18 protein-coding genes are annotated in these 18,088 nt (G+C 63.9%); 11 read left to right on the forward strand and 7 right to left on the reverse strand.

Going from position 1 to position 18,088, the window contains the following annotated elements; genetic code table 11:
* The first annotated feature begins 210 nt into the window (after nt 1-210).
* Both KUV74_RS16045 and KUV74_RS16050 read left to right on the forward strand, forming a co-directional pair.
* Nucleotides 211-1,470 (forward strand): ATP-binding protein, encoded by a 1,260-nt coding sequence (locus tag KUV74_RS16045; protein ID WP_222516838.1) that lies wholly within the window; start codon nt 211-213, stop codon nt 1,468-1,470.
* Nucleotides 1,471-1,491: 21 nt separating this feature from the next.
* Nucleotides 1,492-2,031 carry a response regulator transcription factor gene (locus KUV74_RS16050; protein WP_045991464.1) on the forward strand — a complete coding sequence of 180 codons (540 nt, stop codon included), beginning with the start codon at nt 1,492-1,494 and terminating at the stop codon, nt 2,029-2,031.
* Between the two features lie 323 nt (nt 2,032-2,354).
* On the opposite strand, the gene KUV74_RS16055 is transcribed toward KUV74_RS16050, so the two are convergent.
* Together KUV74_RS16055 and hybE are read right to left on the reverse strand one after the other, a co-directional pair.
* Nucleotides 2,355-3,122 carry a 3-hydroxybutyrate dehydrogenase gene (locus KUV74_RS16055; protein WP_375038409.1) on the reverse strand — a complete coding sequence of 256 codons (768 nt, stop codon included), beginning with the start codon at nt 3,120-3,122 and terminating at the stop codon, nt 2,355-2,357.
* Between the two features lie 142 nt (nt 3,123-3,264).
* On the reverse strand, nt 3,265-3,684 hold the full coding sequence (gene hybE / locus KUV74_RS16060) for a [NiFe]-hydrogenase assembly chaperone HybE (protein WP_222516839.1): 420 nt from the start codon (nt 3,682-3,684) through the stop codon (nt 3,265-3,267).
* A 121-nt stretch (nt 3,685-3,805) separates the two neighbouring features.
* Here hybE and KUV74_RS16065 point away from each other — a divergent pair, with 121 nt between their 5' ends.
* From KUV74_RS16065 to KUV74_RS16075, 3 genes are all read left to right on the forward strand, one after another.
* The gene (locus tag KUV74_RS16065) at nt 3,806-4,636 is read left to right on the forward strand and encodes an inositol monophosphatase family protein (protein ID WP_045991467.1); all 831 of its coding nucleotides are present in this window, start codon (nt 3,806-3,808) and stop codon (nt 4,634-4,636) included.
* 187 nt (nt 4,637-4,823) lie between these two features.
* Nucleotides 4,824-5,087, forward strand: coding sequence for a GrxA family glutaredoxin (locus KUV74_RS16070; RefSeq protein WP_045991468.1), 264 nt, complete (start codon nt 4,824-4,826; stop codon nt 5,085-5,087).
* A 237-nt stretch (nt 5,088-5,324) separates the two neighbouring features.
* Nucleotides 5,325-6,083, forward strand: coding sequence for a DUF1338 family protein (locus tag KUV74_RS16075; RefSeq protein WP_222516840.1), 759 nt, complete (start codon nt 5,325-5,327; stop codon nt 6,081-6,083).
* 9 nt (nt 6,084-6,092) lie between these two features.
* Here KUV74_RS16075 and KUV74_RS16080 read toward each other — a convergent pair whose 3' ends face one another.
* The 3 genes from KUV74_RS16080 to KUV74_RS16090 form a co-directional block, all read right to left on the reverse strand.
* A complete protein-coding gene (locus KUV74_RS16080) occupies nt 6,093-7,385 on the reverse strand; it encodes an MFS transporter (RefSeq protein ID WP_222516841.1) in 1,293 nt (430 codons plus the stop codon).
* A gap of 356 nt (nt 7,386-7,741) precedes the next feature.
* Nucleotides 7,742-8,401, reverse strand: coding sequence for a CoA transferase subunit B (locus KUV74_RS16085; protein WP_045991471.1), 660 nt, complete (start codon nt 8,399-8,401; stop codon nt 7,742-7,744).
* 57 nt (nt 8,402-8,458) lie between these two features.
* Complete coding sequence (locus KUV74_RS16090) at nt 8,459-9,160, reverse strand: CoA transferase subunit A (protein ID WP_045991472.1); 702 nt, start codon at nt 9,158-9,160, stop codon at nt 8,459-8,461.
* A 182-nt stretch (nt 9,161-9,342) separates the two neighbouring features.
* Here KUV74_RS16090 and KUV74_RS16095 point away from each other — a divergent pair, with 182 nt between their 5' ends.
* From KUV74_RS16095 to KUV74_RS16120, 6 genes are all read left to right on the forward strand, one after another.
* Nucleotides 9,343-10,245 (forward strand): LysR family transcriptional regulator, encoded by a 903-nt coding sequence (locus KUV74_RS16095; protein ID WP_045991473.1) that lies wholly within the window; start codon nt 9,343-9,345, stop codon nt 10,243-10,245.
* A 130-nt stretch (nt 10,246-10,375) separates the two neighbouring features.
* Nucleotides 10,376-11,251: an acyltransferase gene (locus KUV74_RS16100; RefSeq protein WP_222516842.1), complete on the forward strand. Its 876-nt coding sequence runs from the start codon at nt 10,376-10,378 to the stop codon at nt 11,249-11,251.
* A complete protein-coding gene (locus KUV74_RS16105; protein WP_108133577.1) occupies nt 11,194-12,129 on the forward strand; it encodes a LysM peptidoglycan-binding domain-containing protein in 936 nt (311 codons plus the stop codon). Before KUV74_RS16100 ends, KUV74_RS16105 begins: the two co-directional genes overlap by 58 nt.
* Before the next feature lie 163 nt (nt 12,130-12,292).
* On the forward strand, nt 12,293-13,453 hold the full coding sequence (locus KUV74_RS16110; protein ID WP_222516843.1) for a glycosyltransferase family 4 protein: 1,161 nt from the start codon (nt 12,293-12,295) through the stop codon (nt 13,451-13,453).
* 267 nt (nt 13,454-13,720) lie between these two features.
* Entirely contained in the window at nt 13,721-14,293 is a 573-nt protein-coding gene (locus KUV74_RS16115; protein WP_181248681.1) for a phosphatase PAP2 family protein, read from the forward strand.
* Between the two features lie 114 nt (nt 14,294-14,407).
* Entirely contained in the window at nt 14,408-15,073 is a 666-nt protein-coding gene (locus KUV74_RS16120; RefSeq protein ID WP_222516844.1) for an alpha-ketoglutarate-dependent dioxygenase AlkB family protein, read from the forward strand.
* 140 nt (nt 15,074-15,213) lie between these two features.
* On the opposite strand, the gene gcvT is transcribed toward KUV74_RS16120, so the two are convergent.
* Both gcvT and KUV74_RS16130 read right to left on the reverse strand, forming a co-directional pair.
* On the reverse strand, nt 15,214-16,323 hold the full coding sequence (gene gcvT, locus KUV74_RS16125; protein WP_045991477.1) for a glycine cleavage system aminomethyltransferase GcvT: 1,110 nt from the start codon (nt 16,321-16,323) through the stop codon (nt 15,214-15,216).
* Between the two features lie 83 nt (nt 16,324-16,406).
* Nucleotides 16,407-17,798 (reverse strand): alanine/glycine:cation symporter family protein, encoded by a 1,392-nt coding sequence (locus KUV74_RS16130; protein ID WP_045991478.1) that lies wholly within the window; start codon nt 17,796-17,798, stop codon nt 16,407-16,409.
* Between the last annotated feature and the right edge of the window lie 290 nt (nt 17,799-18,088).

Here is an 18,088-nt window from a genome sequence, read left to right on the forward strand (position 1 = left end):
GCCACCACCTGGCGTCTTCGCTGCACAGGCCCCTGCCACTGTTGCCCAGCCACGGGCGAGACGCAATCGCTCACCGCCAACGACCTTGTCCCTTGTGCGCATGCCCCTGGGAGCGGAGCCACCGATCCGGGCGCCGTGCCTGTAGCGCGCGCCCCACGACGGCCGGGCCTGCGATGCGCTATCATGCCGCCACTCATCGAGGGAGAGATCATGCCTGCCGCCCTTCCACTGCCGCTGTCGACGCCCAACCGCAATCTGATCCGCCTGACCTTTGTACGCGGCATCACCTGGACCGGTTTTCTGGTCGCCATCATCGTCGGCATCGAGCTGCTGGACTTCGCCCTCGACGTTCCTGCGGTGATCGCGGTGATCGTCGCCATGGGCCTGATCAATATCGCCACCTGGTGGCGCCTGGGCCGGCCCAGGGATGTCAGCCATCACGAGTACCTGATCCACCTGCTGCTGGACGTGGCCGGGCTGACCCTGCTGTTCTACTTTACCGGCGGTGCGACCAACCCCTTCATCACCTACTATCTGGTGCCGGTGACCATCGCCGCTGCCACCCTGCCCTGGCGTCACGCCTGGATCCTGGCACTCACCGCCATGGCCGCCTACAGCGCCCTGATGGTGGTCTACCATCCGGTGCCACAGCTGGGCTCCCACTATGCCTCCAGCGTCAACCTTCACGTGCTGGGCATGTGGCTCAACTTCTTCCTGTCGGCAGGCCTGGTGACCTTCTTCATCTACAAGATGGCCCACGCCCTGCGCCATCGCGACCAGACCCTGGCTCGGACTCGCGAGGCGGCGCTACGCTCGGAGCAGGTCCTGGCGGTGGCGACCCAGGCCGCCGGCACCGCCCACGAACTCGGCACGCCGCTGTCGACCATGGCGGTAGTACTGTCCGAACTCAAGAACGAACACCACGACGACCCCAGGCTGGTGGAAGATATCGACCTGTTGCGCCAGCAGGTTGACACCTGCAAGGCGCGCCTGCGCAACCTGGTCGAAAGCGCCGACCTCCGGCGCAAGGACGAGCCGGAGACCCGCGACGCCCAGAGCTGGCTCGACGGCGTGATCGATCGCTGGCTGGTGCTGCGCCCGGACGTTACCCATCGCCTTGAGGTCGCACGCCGACGCGGCCAGCCATCGATCGCGGTGGATACCACCCTGGACCAGGCGCTGACCAACCTGCTGAACAACGCCGCCGACGCCCAGCCAGACGATATCGAGATCCAGCTCGACTGGACGACCGACAAGGTGATCATCGATATCCGCGATCATGGGCCAGGCATCCCCATGTCGATCGCCGACCAGCTCGGCGAGACCTTCGTGTCGACCAAGAGCAAGGGACTGGGGATCGGTCTGTTCCTGACCCATGCCACCATCAATCGCTTCGGCGGGGGCGTCAGTCTGTATAATCATCACGACGGCGGCACCCTGACCGAGGTCACCCTGCCCCGCGTCGGCTGAGTCTCCATTCACGAGGACATCATGCAAGACACCGCACACCGGCTACTGATCATCGATGACGATGAGGTCTTTTGCCACGTACTCGAACGCGCCATGCAGCGCCGCGGCCACGAGGTCGAGGTGGCCCATGACGCCACCCAGGCGCTGGAACTGGCGCGTCGCCACCAGCCTGAGGTCGCCACCCTGGACCTCAAGCTTGACCAGGACTCGGGGTTGAAGCTGCTGCCCGAACTGCTGGAGGTGGTTCCCGACTGCCGCATCGTGGTGCTGACCGGCTACTCCAGCATCGCCACGGCGGTGGAGGCGATCAAGCTCGGCGCGGTCAACTACCTGTGCAAGCCAGTGGACGCCGACGAGGTACTCAGCGCCCTGGAACAGCGTGAGGGAAATCCCGAGACCGAGGTGGCAGACAACCCGCCGTCCATCAACCGCCTGACCTGGGAGCATATCCAGAAGGTGCTGCAGGAACACGACGGCAACATCTCGGCCACCGCCAGGGCGCTCGGCATGCACCGTCGCACCCTGCAGCGCAAGCTGCAGAAGCGTCCTGTCCGGCGTTGATGACACCATCGTACGCTGCCGGTGACAGCCTCCCCCCGATACAGCGGACACTCGATACAAAAGAGACGCAGCCCAGGGGCTGCGTCTCTTGTTTGAGCTCAACACGCTAGGCGCTGTCCGACGTCGGGTGTCTCGATACAGGCCCTCTCTCTACCAGCCCTTTCTCTACCAGCCCTCTCCACCGTCCTTCTCTGCGCCAGGCGCCTCTAGATCAGAGGTCTTTGCGCCCGTGCATTTTACCCCCAGACTCTCTACACGAAGGGCTAAGCGCCAGAGGGTCTGCAACAGAGGGTCTGAAACAGAAAGGTTTGCAACAGCGTGCTTTACTGGGCGGTCCAGCCCAGATCGATATTCCAGCTGGCGCCGGTGACTGCACCGGCCGCGTCCGAGGCAAGATACCCGACCAGGCTCGCCACCTCGGAGGGGTCGATCAAGCGCTTCACGGCAGCATTCTTGAGCATGATCTGCTCGATCACCTCCTGCTCCTCCATCCCATGGAGTCTGGCCTGGTCGGCGATCTGATTGTCCACCAGTGGCGTCTTGACGTAGGCCGGACACAGGGCGTTGGCGGTGATGCCCTGAGCGCCGCCTTCCAGCGCAGCGGTCTTGGTCAGTCCGATCATGCCATGCTTGGCGCTGATGTAGGCGGCCTTACCGGGCGAGGCCACCTGGGCATGGACCGAGGCGATATTGACGATGCGCCCCCAACCATTCTCGCGCATTGACGGCCAGGCCGCCTGGGTCAGCAGGAAGGGCGCGGTCAGCATCAGATCAATGATCTGACGCCATTTTTCCTGGGGGAACTCCTCGATAGGAGCGACGTGCTGGATGCCGGCGTTGTTGACCAGAATATCCAGCCGCCCGAAACGCCTCAGGGCTTCATCGACGGCGCCGCGACAGGCCTCGGCCTGGGTCAGATCGGCCTCGTGGAAGACCGCACCCTCGGCCTCGGCCACCTCCCGTCCGGCCGGGTTGAAGTCGACCGCCAGGACTTGATGCCCCTGAGCACGCAGATGGGCGACGACCGCCGCACCGATGCCGCTGCTGGTGCCGGTCACCAGGGCAACTCTGGGAGTGGAATGATCGCTCACTATTGCTCTCCTCTGGGTCTGGAACACATCACCCGTCGAACGGGTGGCGTCGCTGATGACGATGCCTGCCAATGCCTACATCAGCATCCCAGCATATGCCAGTGCTGCATTGCAGCGCCAGCCGGACAAAGGTCTCGATCGCTCACTCGGGGGCCGTCATCACCTTGTCCATCAGCCGCTGTGCCAGGCGACAGGCCTCGCCCATGTCGTCGACATCGCCAAGGTCGTTCAACAGTAGGCAGCGCCACAGTATGTCCCCGGCCATGATTTCCGGCTCCAGCTCGAATTCCCCCCTTGGCAGCTCCAGCACCTGAGGCCCGGCCGTGCCCGTATCGCACGCCTCGGTGGATTCCCGCACCAGCGCCAGCGACAGGTCGCAGGGCGTCAGCCAGGCGCCAACCAGCCATCCAGGACGGCCAGGACAGGGCGCAAAACACAAGGCATCCACCGCAAGCCGGGGGTGAAACTCCGGGCGCGCCTTGAACGCTCGCAGGTGACGATCACTGAATTCCCTGGCAAGACGTTCCAGCCGCCGGTACTGCTCCATCGATAACGAAGACATCACACCTTCCTGTCACTGTTGAACCCTTGATACCCCGTTACTGTCCTCGACTCCCACAGGCACGCGCCGAACGGGAATGTTAGACTTCAGCCAAAATCCCTCCCCCTGCAAGGAGTCGCCCATGACCCTCGAGGAACGTCTGGAAGCCACCATCGACATCGCCACGGCGGCTGGCAAGATGATCCGCGATGCCCGCGAAGGTGACGACCTCAAGCATCACTTCAAGGAAGGCCAGGAGCTGGTCACCGATACCGACGTGGCGGTGGACACCATGATCACCGAACGCCTGGAGTCGGCCTTCCCCGGCGAGGACCGCCTCAGCGAGGAGCTGGCCCCCGACAAGGATGCCGTGGAAGAAGATGGCGCCCTGTGGGTGGTCGATCCCATCGATGGTACCGTCAATTTTGCCCACGGACTTTTCCATGTGGCGGTGTCCATCGCCTACGTCAAGGATGGGGTCACCCAATTGGGCGTGGTCCATGCCCCCTTCCTCGGCGAGACCTTCACCGCGATACGCGACAAGGGCGCCTGGCGCAATGGACAGTCGATCAGCGCAAGCCAGAGCGAGTCCCTCGAGCAGAGCCTGGTCGGTACCGGCTTTCCGTACCGGCGTGACAGCCGACTGCCTCTGATGCGACGCCTTGGCGCGGTGCTTCACCACTGTCGCGATGTGCGTCGCAACGGCGCCGCCGCCCTGGACCTGTGCGATGTCGCCTGTGGTCGCCTGGACGCCTACTACGAAACCGTCTCTCCCTGGGATTTCGCCGCAGGCTGGCTGATCGCCCGAGAGGCCGGCGCCCGCACCGGGCACCTGTATCCCTGCCCGGAGGGCCTGCCCGAGGACCTTTACGGCGAGAACCTGCTGGTCAGCGCCCCGGCGATCTTCGACGAACTCGGAGAGCTGCTGCGCCAGGCCGACGCAGGGGAATTGCGCGATATCGGTATCGGTTGAGCGTCGACTTTTCGCCATGCCGATAGCCGTGTTCGATCGAACGGCATTCAGCAACGCTATTGGCCTTCCGCGACGCAATCCGTCACAATGCGCGCCATCCACTTACTCATTGGCCGTCCCGCTGCATGGCGTCGGACAGGTCGCTGATTCAACACTACCCACTGCATCAACGATGCGAGGAGTTTTCATGATTGTTGTCATCTTCGGTCGCCCCGGCTGCCCCTTCTGCGTACGCGCCAAGGAGCTCGCCAACTCTCTGAGCGACGCCGGTCGCATCGAGGGCTACCGCTACGTGGACATCCACGAAGAAGGCATCACCAAGGCCGATATGGAAAAGACCATCGGCAAGCCGGTCACCACCGTGCCGCAGATCTTCGTCGACCAGACCCACGTGGGCGGCTTCACCGAGTTCGACCAGTACGTTCGCGACAATGAGCTGATGCCTGCCTGAACCGACGGCACAGCCGGTAGCAAGACGGGAAGCCCACACGGGCTTCCCGTTTTTTTGCTGAAGACCCCACGAAACGTGCGCCTGGTCATGCCACCTGCCCTGCCCATCCTGGCCAACAGACCGTGCCCTCACCCGTCTGGCCGCCGAAACCGTTGAACGTTCGCCCGTCGTTGAAAGATCGTCCCTCCTTCCTGCCTATACTCACAGAACAGGCTTCCTGGCAGGCAAGGATCGGCAATGACAGAGCAGCAGCGCTTCGTTCAGCAATTGTGGCTGGACTACGTCCATCAGCACCCTGACATCGGTGCGCTGCGCCTGTGGCCGGTGGATGCGCCGGTCGAGTGCTTCACGCTGGTCACCGTGAGCCAGTCCCCCTGGAGCCTGGCCTCCCTGTTGCCGGCTCTTGAACAGCACGGCTACCGCCCTCTATATCGCTACGCCCTGCCCGACCGAGGCCTGCTCGCCTGCCTGTTCGCCGGCCGTGAAGAAGGGCCGAGACTGAACATCGTCGAGCTGCAGACCACCCGTCTGTCGCGACAGCCTCGCGATACTCTGCTGAAGCTGGTCGCCACCGGCAACGCAGAACGAACCCCATTGCTTGGCGCCAACCGCCCCTGGTCGATGCCTGACTGGGACAGCTACCAGCAGCTTCATCGCGCCCATCCACTGGCCGGCTGGCTGGCGGTCATGGGCCCCCGGGTGCATCACGTCGCCTTCGATTGCCACAGACTCGACAGAAGCCTGGTCGAGCTGGACCAGGCACTCCAGCAACATGGCCTGCACGCCGGACAGAACGAGGATCTGGCGCTCCCCCTGTCGGCGATGGTCGAACACCGCTTCTACCCGACCTGTTCTCGGCGTCTGGCGTTCGCCCTGGGAGATGAACATCGGGTGCAGCTCGGCGGCCTGCTGCTCTTGGAAAAACAGGCCAGTGCGGGCCAGCAACGCACCGCCGACGTGATGCTGCCACCCCACAGCCGCTGCGAAATCACCTGACGCCGGGCGTCAGCCGACGGCGTCGGCCGTGTGCTCTTCTTCACCCTCCAGGTCCAGCTCAAGCTGCTGGGGCTCGTAGCGGGGATCGATCTCGGCGAAGTGCGGAGTCTCCATCACCGGCTGAGCGACGAAGGGCTCCTGCTCGACCGACTTGCCCCGCTCACCGTGGAGCCTGACCATCACGAACATGGCCAGGGCAAACGCCGCCATGCCGAGAAACAGCCACAGTCCGTCGGGACCCGCCGCCTGCATCACCAGCGAGGCACTGAAAGGCCCGATGACCGAGCCGATGCCGTACCAGATCATCAGCTTGGCATTGGCAGCGACCACCTCCTCGGGTTCGAGCCAGTCATTGGTGTGGGCCAGACTGAGCGAGTACAGGGTGTGCAGCATGGCAGTGTGGCCGCAGGCGATCGCCAGCAGCAGCCAGAAGCTGGCACCGGCCGCCGCCGAGATCAGAGCACCGGTGACGGTCATCACGATCGCCATCCACAGAATGACGCGACGCCGGTCGAGACGATCCGAAACCCGTCCCAGCCCCCACTGGGCGACCAGCGCCACCAGGGTGGTAACCGCCATGAACTTGGCGGTCTGGGCGGTGGTCAGGCCGATTTCCTGACCGTAGTACGGAGTCATGGCGAAGAACGCCTGCACCATCAGGCCGCCGGTAAAGGCACCGACCAGGCCCACCGGCGCCCGCCGATACAGGGTCGACAGACGAATCTTGCGCGGCGTCACGTCGTGGTGACGACTGGGCCCGTGGATGCGATGAATCGACAACGGGACCAGCGACAGCGCAAACAGCATCCCCACCACCGAGAACAGTACCGGGCCGCCCGGGTCGGCCAGATTGAGCATCCACTGGCCGCCGGCCAGCGAGGTGGTCGAAATCACCATGTACCAGCCCAGCACGCGACCGCGATTATCGTTGCTGGACTCCCCCGACACCCAGGACTCCATGACCATCAACAGGCCCGCCGTGGCACCACCCCCGATCAGCCGCCAGACCAGCCAGGCCCAGGGATTGATCCACAGTCCATGAAGCATGGCGGTAACCGCCAGCGACGCCGCACAGGCGGCGAACACGCGAATATGGCCGACACTGCGAATGCGCTTCTCGAGCCAGTAGCTTCCGGCCACGAACCCCAGCGAGAAGCTCGACATCAGAAGCCCCGCCATCTGGGAGGGGAAGCCCTCCAGCGACATGCGGACCCCGAGCAGGGTCATGATCAGACCGTGACCCAGCAGGAAGCTGATCTCACACAGGAACAGAACCGGGAGAGTGGCAGGGAGTGCGCGCAACACAGACCTCCGTGGCGATGGCGAATGGCCGGCCGAGAGCCCGTCTCGACCAGTGACCTGGGCGCCGCATTGTACCTGCCAGGGCTCGAGTCTCCATCCCTCCCACGAGGTTCATCCACAGATTCTGTGGATAAAGCTGTGCATCAAGGCGTTTGAACCGTCCAAAAGCCCGATCACTGCGGCACCGGACTCAAGATGGTCATAAATTCGGCAACCACGACAGGGTCTCGCAAACGCCAGCGGCCCGGCGTAAGCCGGGCCGCTGCGAGGGTGCCAAAACCTTGTTCTCGCTCAAGGTATCAGCCAGCAGAACATGCTGGCTCGGCAAGGGTGACGCTCGTCAAAGGGCGTTTTGGTCAGTCGAAGACCATTTCCGGAACGTCATCCGGCACGATCAGCTTGCCGGCGGTCTTTTCCTTGATCTCCTCGACACTGACGCCCGGTGCCCGCTCCTTGAGGATAAAGGCGCCGTTGTCGATCTCCAGATAGGCCAGATCGGTCAGCACACGATTGATGCAGCCGGCACCGGTCAGCGGCAGGCTGCAGGACTCCAGCAGCTTGGAGGTGCCGTCCTTGGAGGCATGGGTCATGGTGCAGATGATGTTTTCGGCACCCGCCACCAGGTCCATGGCTCCGCCCATGCCCTTGATCAGCTTGCCCGGGATCATCCAGGAAGCGATGTTGCCGTTCTGGTCAACCTCGAAGGCGCCCAGCACCGTCAGGTCGACGTGACCGCCGCGAATCATCGCGAAGGACTCCGCCGAGGAAAAGATCGCCGACCCCGGACGCGCTGTGACGGTTTGCTTGCCTGCGTTGATCATGTCCGGATCGACCTCTTCCTCGGTGGGGTAACGCCCCATGCCGAGCAGACCGTTCTCGGACTGCAGCATCACGTCCATGCCTTCCGGAATATAGTTTGCCACCAGAGTCGGAATGCCGATGCCCAGGTTCACGTAGAAGCCGTCTTCGAGTTCGCGCGCGACACGCTGCGCCATCTGTTCACGAGTGAGTGCCATCTTGATGCCTCTTTGCTGTTCTTTGGAGAAGTCGTTGCGTCAGGGCGATGCGCCTGATCAGCCCTGGTGTACGGTGCGCTTCTCGATACGCTTCTCGAAGGTGCCCTGGATCAGGCGGTCGACGTAGATACCGGGCGTGTGGATCTCGGCCGGATCCAGCTCGCCCGGCTCGACGATCTCTTCGACCTCGACCACCGTGATCTTGCCGGCGGTGGCGACCATGGGATTGAAGTTCTGGGCGGTCTTGCGATAGACCACATTGCCGTAGCGATCGGCCTTCCAGCCCTTGACGATGGCGAAGTCACCGACGATGGCCTCTTCGAGGATATAGTGGCGACCGTTGAATTCGCGCACTTCCTTGCCCTCACCGATGGGGGTGCCATAGCCGGTTGCCGTGTAGAAGGCGGGAATACCGGCACCACCGGCGCGCATCTTTTCGGCCAGGGTCCCCTGCGGGGTCAGCTGCACATCGATCTCGCCGTCGAGCATCTGACGCTCGAACAGGGCGTTCTCGCCCACGTAGGAGGCCAGGATCTTGCTGATCTGACGGTCCTCCAGCAGCACCCCGAGGCCAAAGCCATCGACGCCACAGTTGTTGGAGACCACCGTGAGGTCCTTGACCCCGCGACGCTTGATCTCGGCGATCAGGTTCTCCGGAATGCCGCAGAGACCAAAGCCTCCGGCCAGCACCGTCATACCGCTCTCGATGCCGTCCATCGCCTCTTCATAGGAATACACGCGCTTGTCGAATCCGGCCATGTGGGGCGCCTCGTCTGTCGATGAAAGTGAAAGGAGAGGTGGCGAACCGGCACCGTTCCGGTGCCCCGCCCTGCCTCAAGGTAGCACTGAAGGCAGTGTTGCTCGCCCCCATATATTTGTTAAGTTTGTTTTCTTTATTGATTATTTATATCTTTAAATAAATTTGACCTTGGTAGCATGTCGTGACCGTCAAGCAACTGCGTGCCTTTCTGGCGGTGGCCAGAACCCTGAGCTTCACCCAGGCCTGTGAACAGCTCCACCTCTCCCAGCCGGCGCTGAGCCTGGCGATCAAGGGTCTCGAGGACAGCCTAGGCGGTAGACTGCTGATCCGCACGACCCGAAGCGTCCGCCTGACCCCCGAAGGTGAGTCCCTGGTGCCGCTGGCCAAGCGCTTGCTGGTGGAATGGGACAACACCGAGGACGCCCTGCGCCAACGCTTCACCCTGCAACTTGGACGGCTCTCCCTGGCCGCCATGCCGGCCTTTGCCGGCAATCTGCTGGCCCCGGCACTGGGGGTGTTTCACCGCCAGCACCCGCGCATCAACGTCACCGTGCATGACGTGGTCAACGAGCAGGTGATCGACATGGTGCGCCAGCGCCAGGTGGAGATGGGCATCGCCTTCGAGCCGGAGGCCACCGGCAGCCTGCACTTTACTCCGCTGTTTCACGACCGCTTCGTGGCCGTGCTGCCCCCACGCTCGCCTCTGGTACAGCATTCGAGCCTCGACTGGGAAAGCCTGATGAGCTGGGACTTCGTGGCCTTGCAGCGGCCTTCCATGGTACGCCGCCTGCTGGAGCAGCAGCTCGGTGCCCGCCACGGGGCCCTCAAGGTAGCCTTCGAGACGCATCAGCTCGCCAGCGTCGGGCGCATGGTGGCCAATGGCCTGGGCGTCAGCGCCGTGCCCTCGCTGTGCCTGCGTCAGATGCAGGAGGCCGGCGCGGTCTGCCGCCCGCTCAAGGATCCCGTCATCGAGCGCGCCGTGGGGGTGGTCACCTGGAACCCCCACGAGCTGTCGGTGGCCGCCCGCGCCATGCTCCAGGTACTGGTCGACAATATCGAGACACCGACCCTCTCCGAAGCATGACGCCGACATGGCCGTGGACCCTCGCACTGGGCAGCCGGCACCGGATCCATTAGGATTGGCGGGCCTGCCTCGCCCACTGTCACGGCCAGGCGACACCCGCTCTATCTGCTGTTGCGAGGTTATCCAAGGAATGTCGACCCTCAAGGGCCTGATCAGCGTTCTGCTGCTGGTTGGCAACACGCTATTCTGGACCATCCCGTTGGTGATCCTGACCCTGCTCAAGGTGGTCACCCCCGGGCGACGCTGGCAGCGGCGCGTGCTGGCCGGACTCAACGCCATCGCCCTCAACTGGATCGGTTTCAACCTGTGGTGGATGCGTCACTGGGTCAAGCCCGACCTTCGCATGTCGGTGCCCGAGGGGCTGAGCCCGGACGCCTGGTATCTGGTGCTGTCCAACCATCGGAGCTGGACCGACATCTTCCTGCTGATGATGGCGTTTCATCGCAAGATCCCGATGCCGCGCTTCTTTCTCAAGCAGCAGCTCATCTGGATCCCGGTAGTAGGCATGGCCTGGTGGGCACTGGAGTTTCCCTTCATGCGCCGCTACAGCAAGGAGCGCCTGGCCGCCAACCCACGCCTGGCCGAGCGCGATCGCAAGGCCACCGAGCGCATGTGCGAGCGCGCCCGCGACGTCCCCATTGCCATCATCAACTTTGTCGAAGGGACCCGTTTCACCCCGGCCAAGCGCGAGGCCAGGCAAAGTCCCTTTCGCCATCTGTTGCGCCCCAAGGCCGGCGGCATCGCCCAGGTACTGAACCTGCTTGGCGATCGTCTCGACGCCATCATCGACCTCACCATCGACTACCAGTCGAGCCAACCCAGCTTCTGGCGCTTTCTGTGCGGCCAGGAGAAGGCCATTCGCCTTGATGCACGCCGCCTCGACGTGGCGCCGTGGATGCTGGAGGGGCGCTATCACGACGACCCGCACTACAAGGAACGCTTCCACTCATGGCTCAACGCCCTGTGGCAGAACAAGGACGCCTCACTCGACTCGCACCGCTGGTGATCGCCCTGCTGCTGGCCGGCTGCGCCGGTCAGGGGGCATCGCCGGCGTCATCGCAACGCAGCGCCAGCGTCGCCGGCAGCAGCATTGCCGGCGACTGGATCAGCGTGCAGCGCGGCGATACCCTCGGCTCCATCGCCCGCCGCGCCGGCGTACCGCTATTGCGACTGCAACGCTTCAATCCGGGTGTCGACGCCCGCCACCTGGCCGTGGGTCAGCGCCTGCTGGTGCCCTCTCATCAGGAGCGGGCGCCGTCCGGCGGCCCCTATCGCTATCAGATCCGCCCCGGCGACACCTATAGCGCCGTTGCCAGGCGCTTCGGCACCACCGCTCAGCGCATCCAGAGTGCCAACCCTGGCGTCCGCGCCACCGACCTCAAGGTCGGCCAGGTGATCCAGGTGCCGCTGGCCAGCCGATCGGTCGCCAGCCGCTCATCGTCCAGCAGCTCAGGCACGTCCAGCCCCTCTCGCTCCGCTTCGTTGCCGGATCCCGGTCCGGTCGCCTCTAACGCTCGTGGCTGGCCCTGGCCGCTGGACGACTACCGGGTGGTGCGCCGTTACGGCAAGGACAGCCGCGGCAGCCTGCAGCCGATGCTGCTGGCCACCGACGAGGGCGCCCGGGCCAAGGCCGTTGCCGATGGCCAGGTGCGGTTTGCCGACGGCATGCGCCAACTGGGCCAGGTGGTGATTGTGCACCACGCCGACAACCTGCAGAGTGTCTACGCGCTATGTGACGACCTGCTGGTCAAGCAGGGAGAACAGGTCAGCCGTGGCACCCCTCTATGCGTGGTCGGCAAGCATGCCTCGACCGGCCGCCACGATCTGCTGTTCGACATGCGCCATGGCGGCAAGCCCATCGACCCGGACACCATCCTACGCTGAGCGCTGCGGGCCGAGTCGACGCAAGCACAGACCGCTTGTCCGTCGCCCGGCCCCGTCGACACCGTAACAGCCTGTTCATATCGCTGACCTAGAGATGTCATGCTGGAGCATCACTCTGTCTCGGGAGCGGGCCATACGGGGCCCGACCGGTACGAGGAATTCCATGCGCATCTGTCTGGTCAGCGAAACCTGGTCTCCTGATATCAATGGGGTCGCCCATACGCTGGGGCGCATCAGCCAGGAACTGCGTGCTCTTGGCGTGACGCTGCAGCTGGTCCGGCCGGCCCCCGTCGACGGCTCCACCGAACCCGCCACCGGGATGGCCCACGAACTTCGCGTACGCGGCATGTCGATGCCGCGCTACAAGGAAGTGCGTATCGGCTGGGCCTCCGCCAGTCGTTTGCGCAGGCTATGGCGCGACAATCGTCCCGACGCCATCTATGTAGCGACCGAAGGCCCCTTGGGCTGGTCAGCGCTGCGCGCGGCAGAAAAGCTGGACATCCCCGTGGTCAGTGGCTGGCACACCAACTTCGATCACTACTGCCAGGACTATGGTCTGCCGTGGCTGGCGCCACTGGTACGCAATCGCCTGCGTCATTTTCACAATCGCTGTGCGGCGACCCTGGTACCGACCCATCAGCAAGCCCGGGAGCTTGCGCAAAGAGGCTTCGAGCGCGTCAGCGTCATGGCACGTGGCATCGAAGGCGATCGTTTCACCCCCGACAAGCGTAGTCAGCAACTGCGCGACAGCTGGGGTGTCGGCCAGCACCAGCCGGTGGCGCTCTACGTGGGCCGACTGGCGCCGGAGAAGAACCTGGAACTGTTGCGCGACACCTTTCTCGACATGCTCGAGGCGCGCCCCGACATGCGCCTGGTGGTGGTGGGCGACGGCCCCGGGCGGGCATCGCTGGAAAAGGCCCTGCCGGACGCCATCTTTACCGGCTTCATCGATTCCGCCGAAATGCAGATCCACTACGCCAGCGCCGACATCTTCGTCTTTCCTTCGCTGTCGGAGACCTGGGGCAACGTCATTCTCGAAGCCATGGCCAGCGGCCTGGCGGTGGTAGCCTTCCGCCACGCGGCCGGCGCCGAGTTGATCACCACCGACAAGGATGGTGTCAGCGTCGCCGCCGGTAACAACGCCGAATTCCGCCAGCAGGCGACAGCGCTATGCCAGCAGCAGGCACGCTACGCCCGCCTGGGCCGCGCCGCCCGGGAACGCGCCCTGGCCTACCGCTGGCCATCTATCGCCCAGACCTTCCTCGACGCCCATCACCAAGCCCTGACGCCGGGAACCGACCTGTCGGACCCCGCCAAGGCCTAGATCGCTCGTTGAACACCCCGCCGCCGGCCCGAGCGGCGGCGTGGAGGCCACAGGAAGCGGGCCCAGGGCTCGGCCCGAAAAGTCGGCGAGCGAAGGTTAGACAAGGCAAAAATCGGTGAGACAGCGCAGTTTACGGGGTGTAAATGAGCATGTTGATCCGATTTTTAACGCCGTATTACCGAGCGCAGGCACTTTTCAGACAAGCCCTAGCACGACACATGACGACAAAAGACGCTAGAAGACGACTTACCGCCAGGGAGATGTGACATGCCCACTAAAATCCCGCAGATGTTCGACCGCCTGGATATGCTCGAGTGGCAACTGTGCCAGCGCACCGCCGGCCTCAGCATTCACCGCCCCTGGCTATCCACCTTGAAGATCTCCAGCAAGCTGGGCGACTGGCCGATCTGGGTGGCGCTGATCCTGGCGCTGCCGGCGATCCACGGCCGCGATATCGGTCTGCGCCTGATGCTCGAATACACCGTCACCGCCGTGGTGGCGATCGCGGTGTACAAGCTGCTGAAGACCCGTCTGTGTCGAGAGCGGCCCTTCATCACCTTTGGCGGCAGCATCCAGTGCAACGAACCGGCCAGGGACCGCTACAGCTTCCCCAGCGGCCACACCATGCACGCGGTGATGTTCTGCACCCTGGTCGCGGTACACAGCCCCGCCCTGCTGCCCTGGCTGCTGCCCCTGGCGGGCCTGATCGCCATCTCGCGGGTGGGTCTGGGACTGCACTACTACAGTGACGTCCTTGCCGGCGCGGCGCTCGGCTATGGCATGGCCCTGGCTAGCCTCGGGCTTTCCTCGACCACTCTGCTGATCGCGGCGTCCCACTGACGCCGCCTCGGGGGGCATCACTGCCGCTCGCCCGCATCTCGCCCGCACCTCTAGAACAAGCGCCACCGCTCCTGATCGGTGGCGTCAGCCAGCCTTCACTGGCATCATGCTTGAATGCCTCCACATGACCCCAAAGCGCTGCTCGAATTGCTACACGAAGCACCACTCGAAGCGCCACCCCAAACCCTGGTCGAGACCCTGCCGCTTTACTACCTGCCCGGGCTCATAAGCGAGTCCGACGCCAGCGACCTGCAGGATAGGCTGCGCCAGGAACTCGACTGGCAGCAGCCGGAACTGACCCTTTACGGGCGCAGTCATCCCATTCCCCGCCAGCAAGTATGGATGGGCGATCACGCCTATCGTTACTCCGGCAGGGACTTCGCGCCCTGCCCCTGGCATCCGTCGGTGGCGGCCCTGCGTGATCGTCTCAATGACCTCCTCGAACGGTTTTCAGCCGTCGACAAGAGCACGCCGACCTGCGCCTTCAATAGCGTACTGATCAACCGCTATCGCAACGGCGAGGACCGCATGGGCTGGCACTGCGATAACGAAGCGGAACTTGGCGACTGCCCTACCATCGCCTCCATCAGCCTGGGAGCGACCCGTCCCATGCGCTTTCGCTGGAAGGACCGCTCGTCCGCGGCCTTCAACGTCTGGCTCGAAAGCGGCAGCCTGCTATGGATGGGACCAGACTGCCAGGAACAGCTCGAACACGCCCTGCTGCCGCGCAAGATCCCGGGTGAGCGAATCAACCTGACCTTTCGTCGGCTTATCGTCTGACCTGCAATGCCGGCGCCAGACCCGAGCCGTCTCTTTCTCCAGGGCATAAAAACGGCGCCCTGTGGGCGCCGTTGATCGTTCATCCGATGGCAACTTTAGGTTACCGAAGATAACGGTATAAGGCGTTATCTATCGAGTTGTCAGCCGCGATAGTAACCCGGTGTGATGACTGGCATGCGAGTCACCGTCATCGGCAGACGCTTGCCACGCACCTCGGCGTACACGGTGGTGCCGATCTCGGCGTGATCGAGGCTGACGTAGCCCATGGCCACCGGCTTGCCGACACTGGGGCCAAAGCCACCGGAGGTCACCTGCCCGAGCAGACGATCGTCCTCGCTGTAGAGCTCGGCACCTTCGCGCACCGGAGCACGCCCCTCGCCCAGCAGGCCGACGCGCTTGCGCTGGTGGTCCTTGACTTCGACCTGGTGCAGTACCAGGTCAGCCCCCGGGAATCCACCGGCGCGCTCGCCGCCACGACGACGTGGCTTGCCAATGGCCCAGATCAGCCCCGCCTCCACCGGCGTGGTGGTGGTGTCGATATCGTGGCCGTAGAGACAGAGCCCGGCCTCCAGGCGCAGGGAATCACGCGCCCCCAGGCCGATGGCCTCGACCTCTTCCTCAGCCAGCAGCTTGCGCGCCAGGGCGTCGGTCTGATCCGCCGGCACCGAGATCTCGAAGCCATCCTCGCCGGTATAGCCGCTGCGGCTGATCCACACCGGGATACCGTCGATGTCGAAGCGACCATGCTGCATGAACACCATCTCGCAGGCTGCCGGACACAGGCGCGCCATGACATCGGCGGTCTTCGGCCCCTGCAGCGCCAGCAGGCCGCGATCGACCACCTCGACTTCGTGGTCGGGCAGCCCGCGACGCAGATGGGCGATGTCCTGATCACGACAGGCCGCGTTGACCACCAGGTAAAGGTGGTCACCGGCGTTGACCGTCATCAGGTCATCGAGGATACCGCCGTCTTCGCTGGTAAACAGGCCATAACGCTGCATGCCTTCGGGCAGGCCGACCAGATCCGCCGGCACCAGGGTCTCCAGCGCGGCCAGCGCGTTCTCGCCACGAATCAGGATCTGCGCCATGTGCGAGACGTCGAACAGGCCGCAGGCCGCGCGGGTATGCTCGTGCTCTTTCTTGACCCCCAGCGGATACTGAACGGGCATGTCATAGCCCGCGAACGGGACCATCTTGGCCCCCAGCTCTCGATGCAGGGCATTCAGCGGTGTCGTCTTGAGTTCACTCATGGCGTTTCGTCTCGTGGTTCGTGAAAGAACCCTTGCAACGACAGGAGGTGCCCCTGAGGGCACCTCCCGTGGTCGGCTCAGGCTCAGGACTTGTCGTGATCAAGGGCCTCGCCCGGCAGGATGTCCTTGCCGTCGAAGTAGTCCTTGGTCAGCTTGAACACCACCGGCGACAGCAGCGCCAGGGCGATCAGGTTGGGAATCGCCATCATGGCGTTGAAGGTGTCGGCCATCAGCCAGATGAAGCCAAGCTGGGCCAGCGCACCCACCGGAATGGCCAGCACGAACAGTACCCGGTAGATCATGATGGAGCGGGTACCGAACAGGAACTGGAAGCACTTCTCGCCATAGAAGGACCAGCCGAGGATGGTGGTGAAGGCGAAGATCGCCAGGGCGATCGACACGATGGCCTCACCCCAGCCATTGGGCAGGGCATTGTCGAACGACAGCGCGGTCAGCGAGGCGCCGGCCTCACCGGTCTCCCAGATCGGCGCGGTCAGGATCACCAGGGCGGTGATGGTGCACACCATGATGGTATCGATGAAGGTACCGAGCATGGCGATCAGCCCCTGGCGAACCGGGTTCTTGGTCTGGGCCGCGGCGTGGGCGATCGGCGCGCTGCCAAGACCGGCCTCGTTGGAGAAGATACCCCGAGCGACACCGAACCGGATGGCCGCCATCACGGCTGCGCCGGCGAAACCTCCCATGGCGGCGTGGGGATTGAAGGCGTAGTAGAAGATGTTGCTCAGGGCGCCGCCGATCTGGTCGGCATTGACCGCCAGGGCACTGACACCGGCGATGATGTAGGCGATACCCATGATCGGCACCAGCTTGCCGGCCACCTTGGCGATACGCTTGATACCGCCGAGGATCACCGCACCGGCCAGCACCATGATCACCACACCGGTAATCCAGGGCTCGATGCCGAAGCTCGACTCGAGGGCGTCGGCCACCGAGTTGGACTGCACGGTGTTGCCGATACCGAAGGCGGCCACGGCGCCGAAGAAGGCGAAGGCGCCACCCAGCCACAGCCATTTGCGGCCGAGTCCGTTCTTGATGTAGTACATCGGTCCGCCGATATGGAAACCGGTGTCATCGGTCTCGCGATAGCGCACCGCCAGCACCGCCTCGGCAAACTTGGTCGCCATGCCCACCAGGGCGGTGATCCACATCCAGAACACCGCACCGGGGCCACCCAGGGCGATCGCCGTGGCCACACCGGCGATGTTACCGGTACCGATGGTCGCCGACAGCGCCGTCATCAAGGCGTTGAACGGCGAGATCTCACCTTCATCCTTGCTTTCGGACTTGCTGTCACGCCCGCCCCACATCAGCTTGAACCCCATCCCCAGCTTGCGGATGGGCATGAGCTTGAGACCCAACTGGAGGTAGATACCCACCCCCAGCAACAGGATCAGCATGATCGGTCCCCACACCACCCCATTGATGGCGGAGAAGATATTGTTGAGTGCTTCCACGGAAGTCTCCCTTTTGACTCGGCACTTGTTGTTATGCGCTGTCGACCAGCAGAAAGCCTGTTTACCGTGAATTGTTATCGGAATAACAGGCATATCAGACGAATCGACAGCACGGACCCGCCTACGATAGCGGATATTGTCGCAAGGGCACCAGCAACGCTTGTCCACGCTAACGCCGCATCGCCAGCCGTCGCATGCGTGAACGTCAACCGTGTTTCCTATTGGAAACTTTTGCCACCTTAGCCAAGGCGTTTGGTCTTGGCAAATCCCCCTTTGGTCGCTGAAGGCCC

Origin of the sequence: Halomonas sp. DP1Y21-3 (assembly GCF_019801245.1) — a bacterium.
Lineage (GTDB): Bacteria > Pseudomonadota > Gammaproteobacteria > Pseudomonadales > Halomonadaceae > Halomonas > Halomonas litopenaei.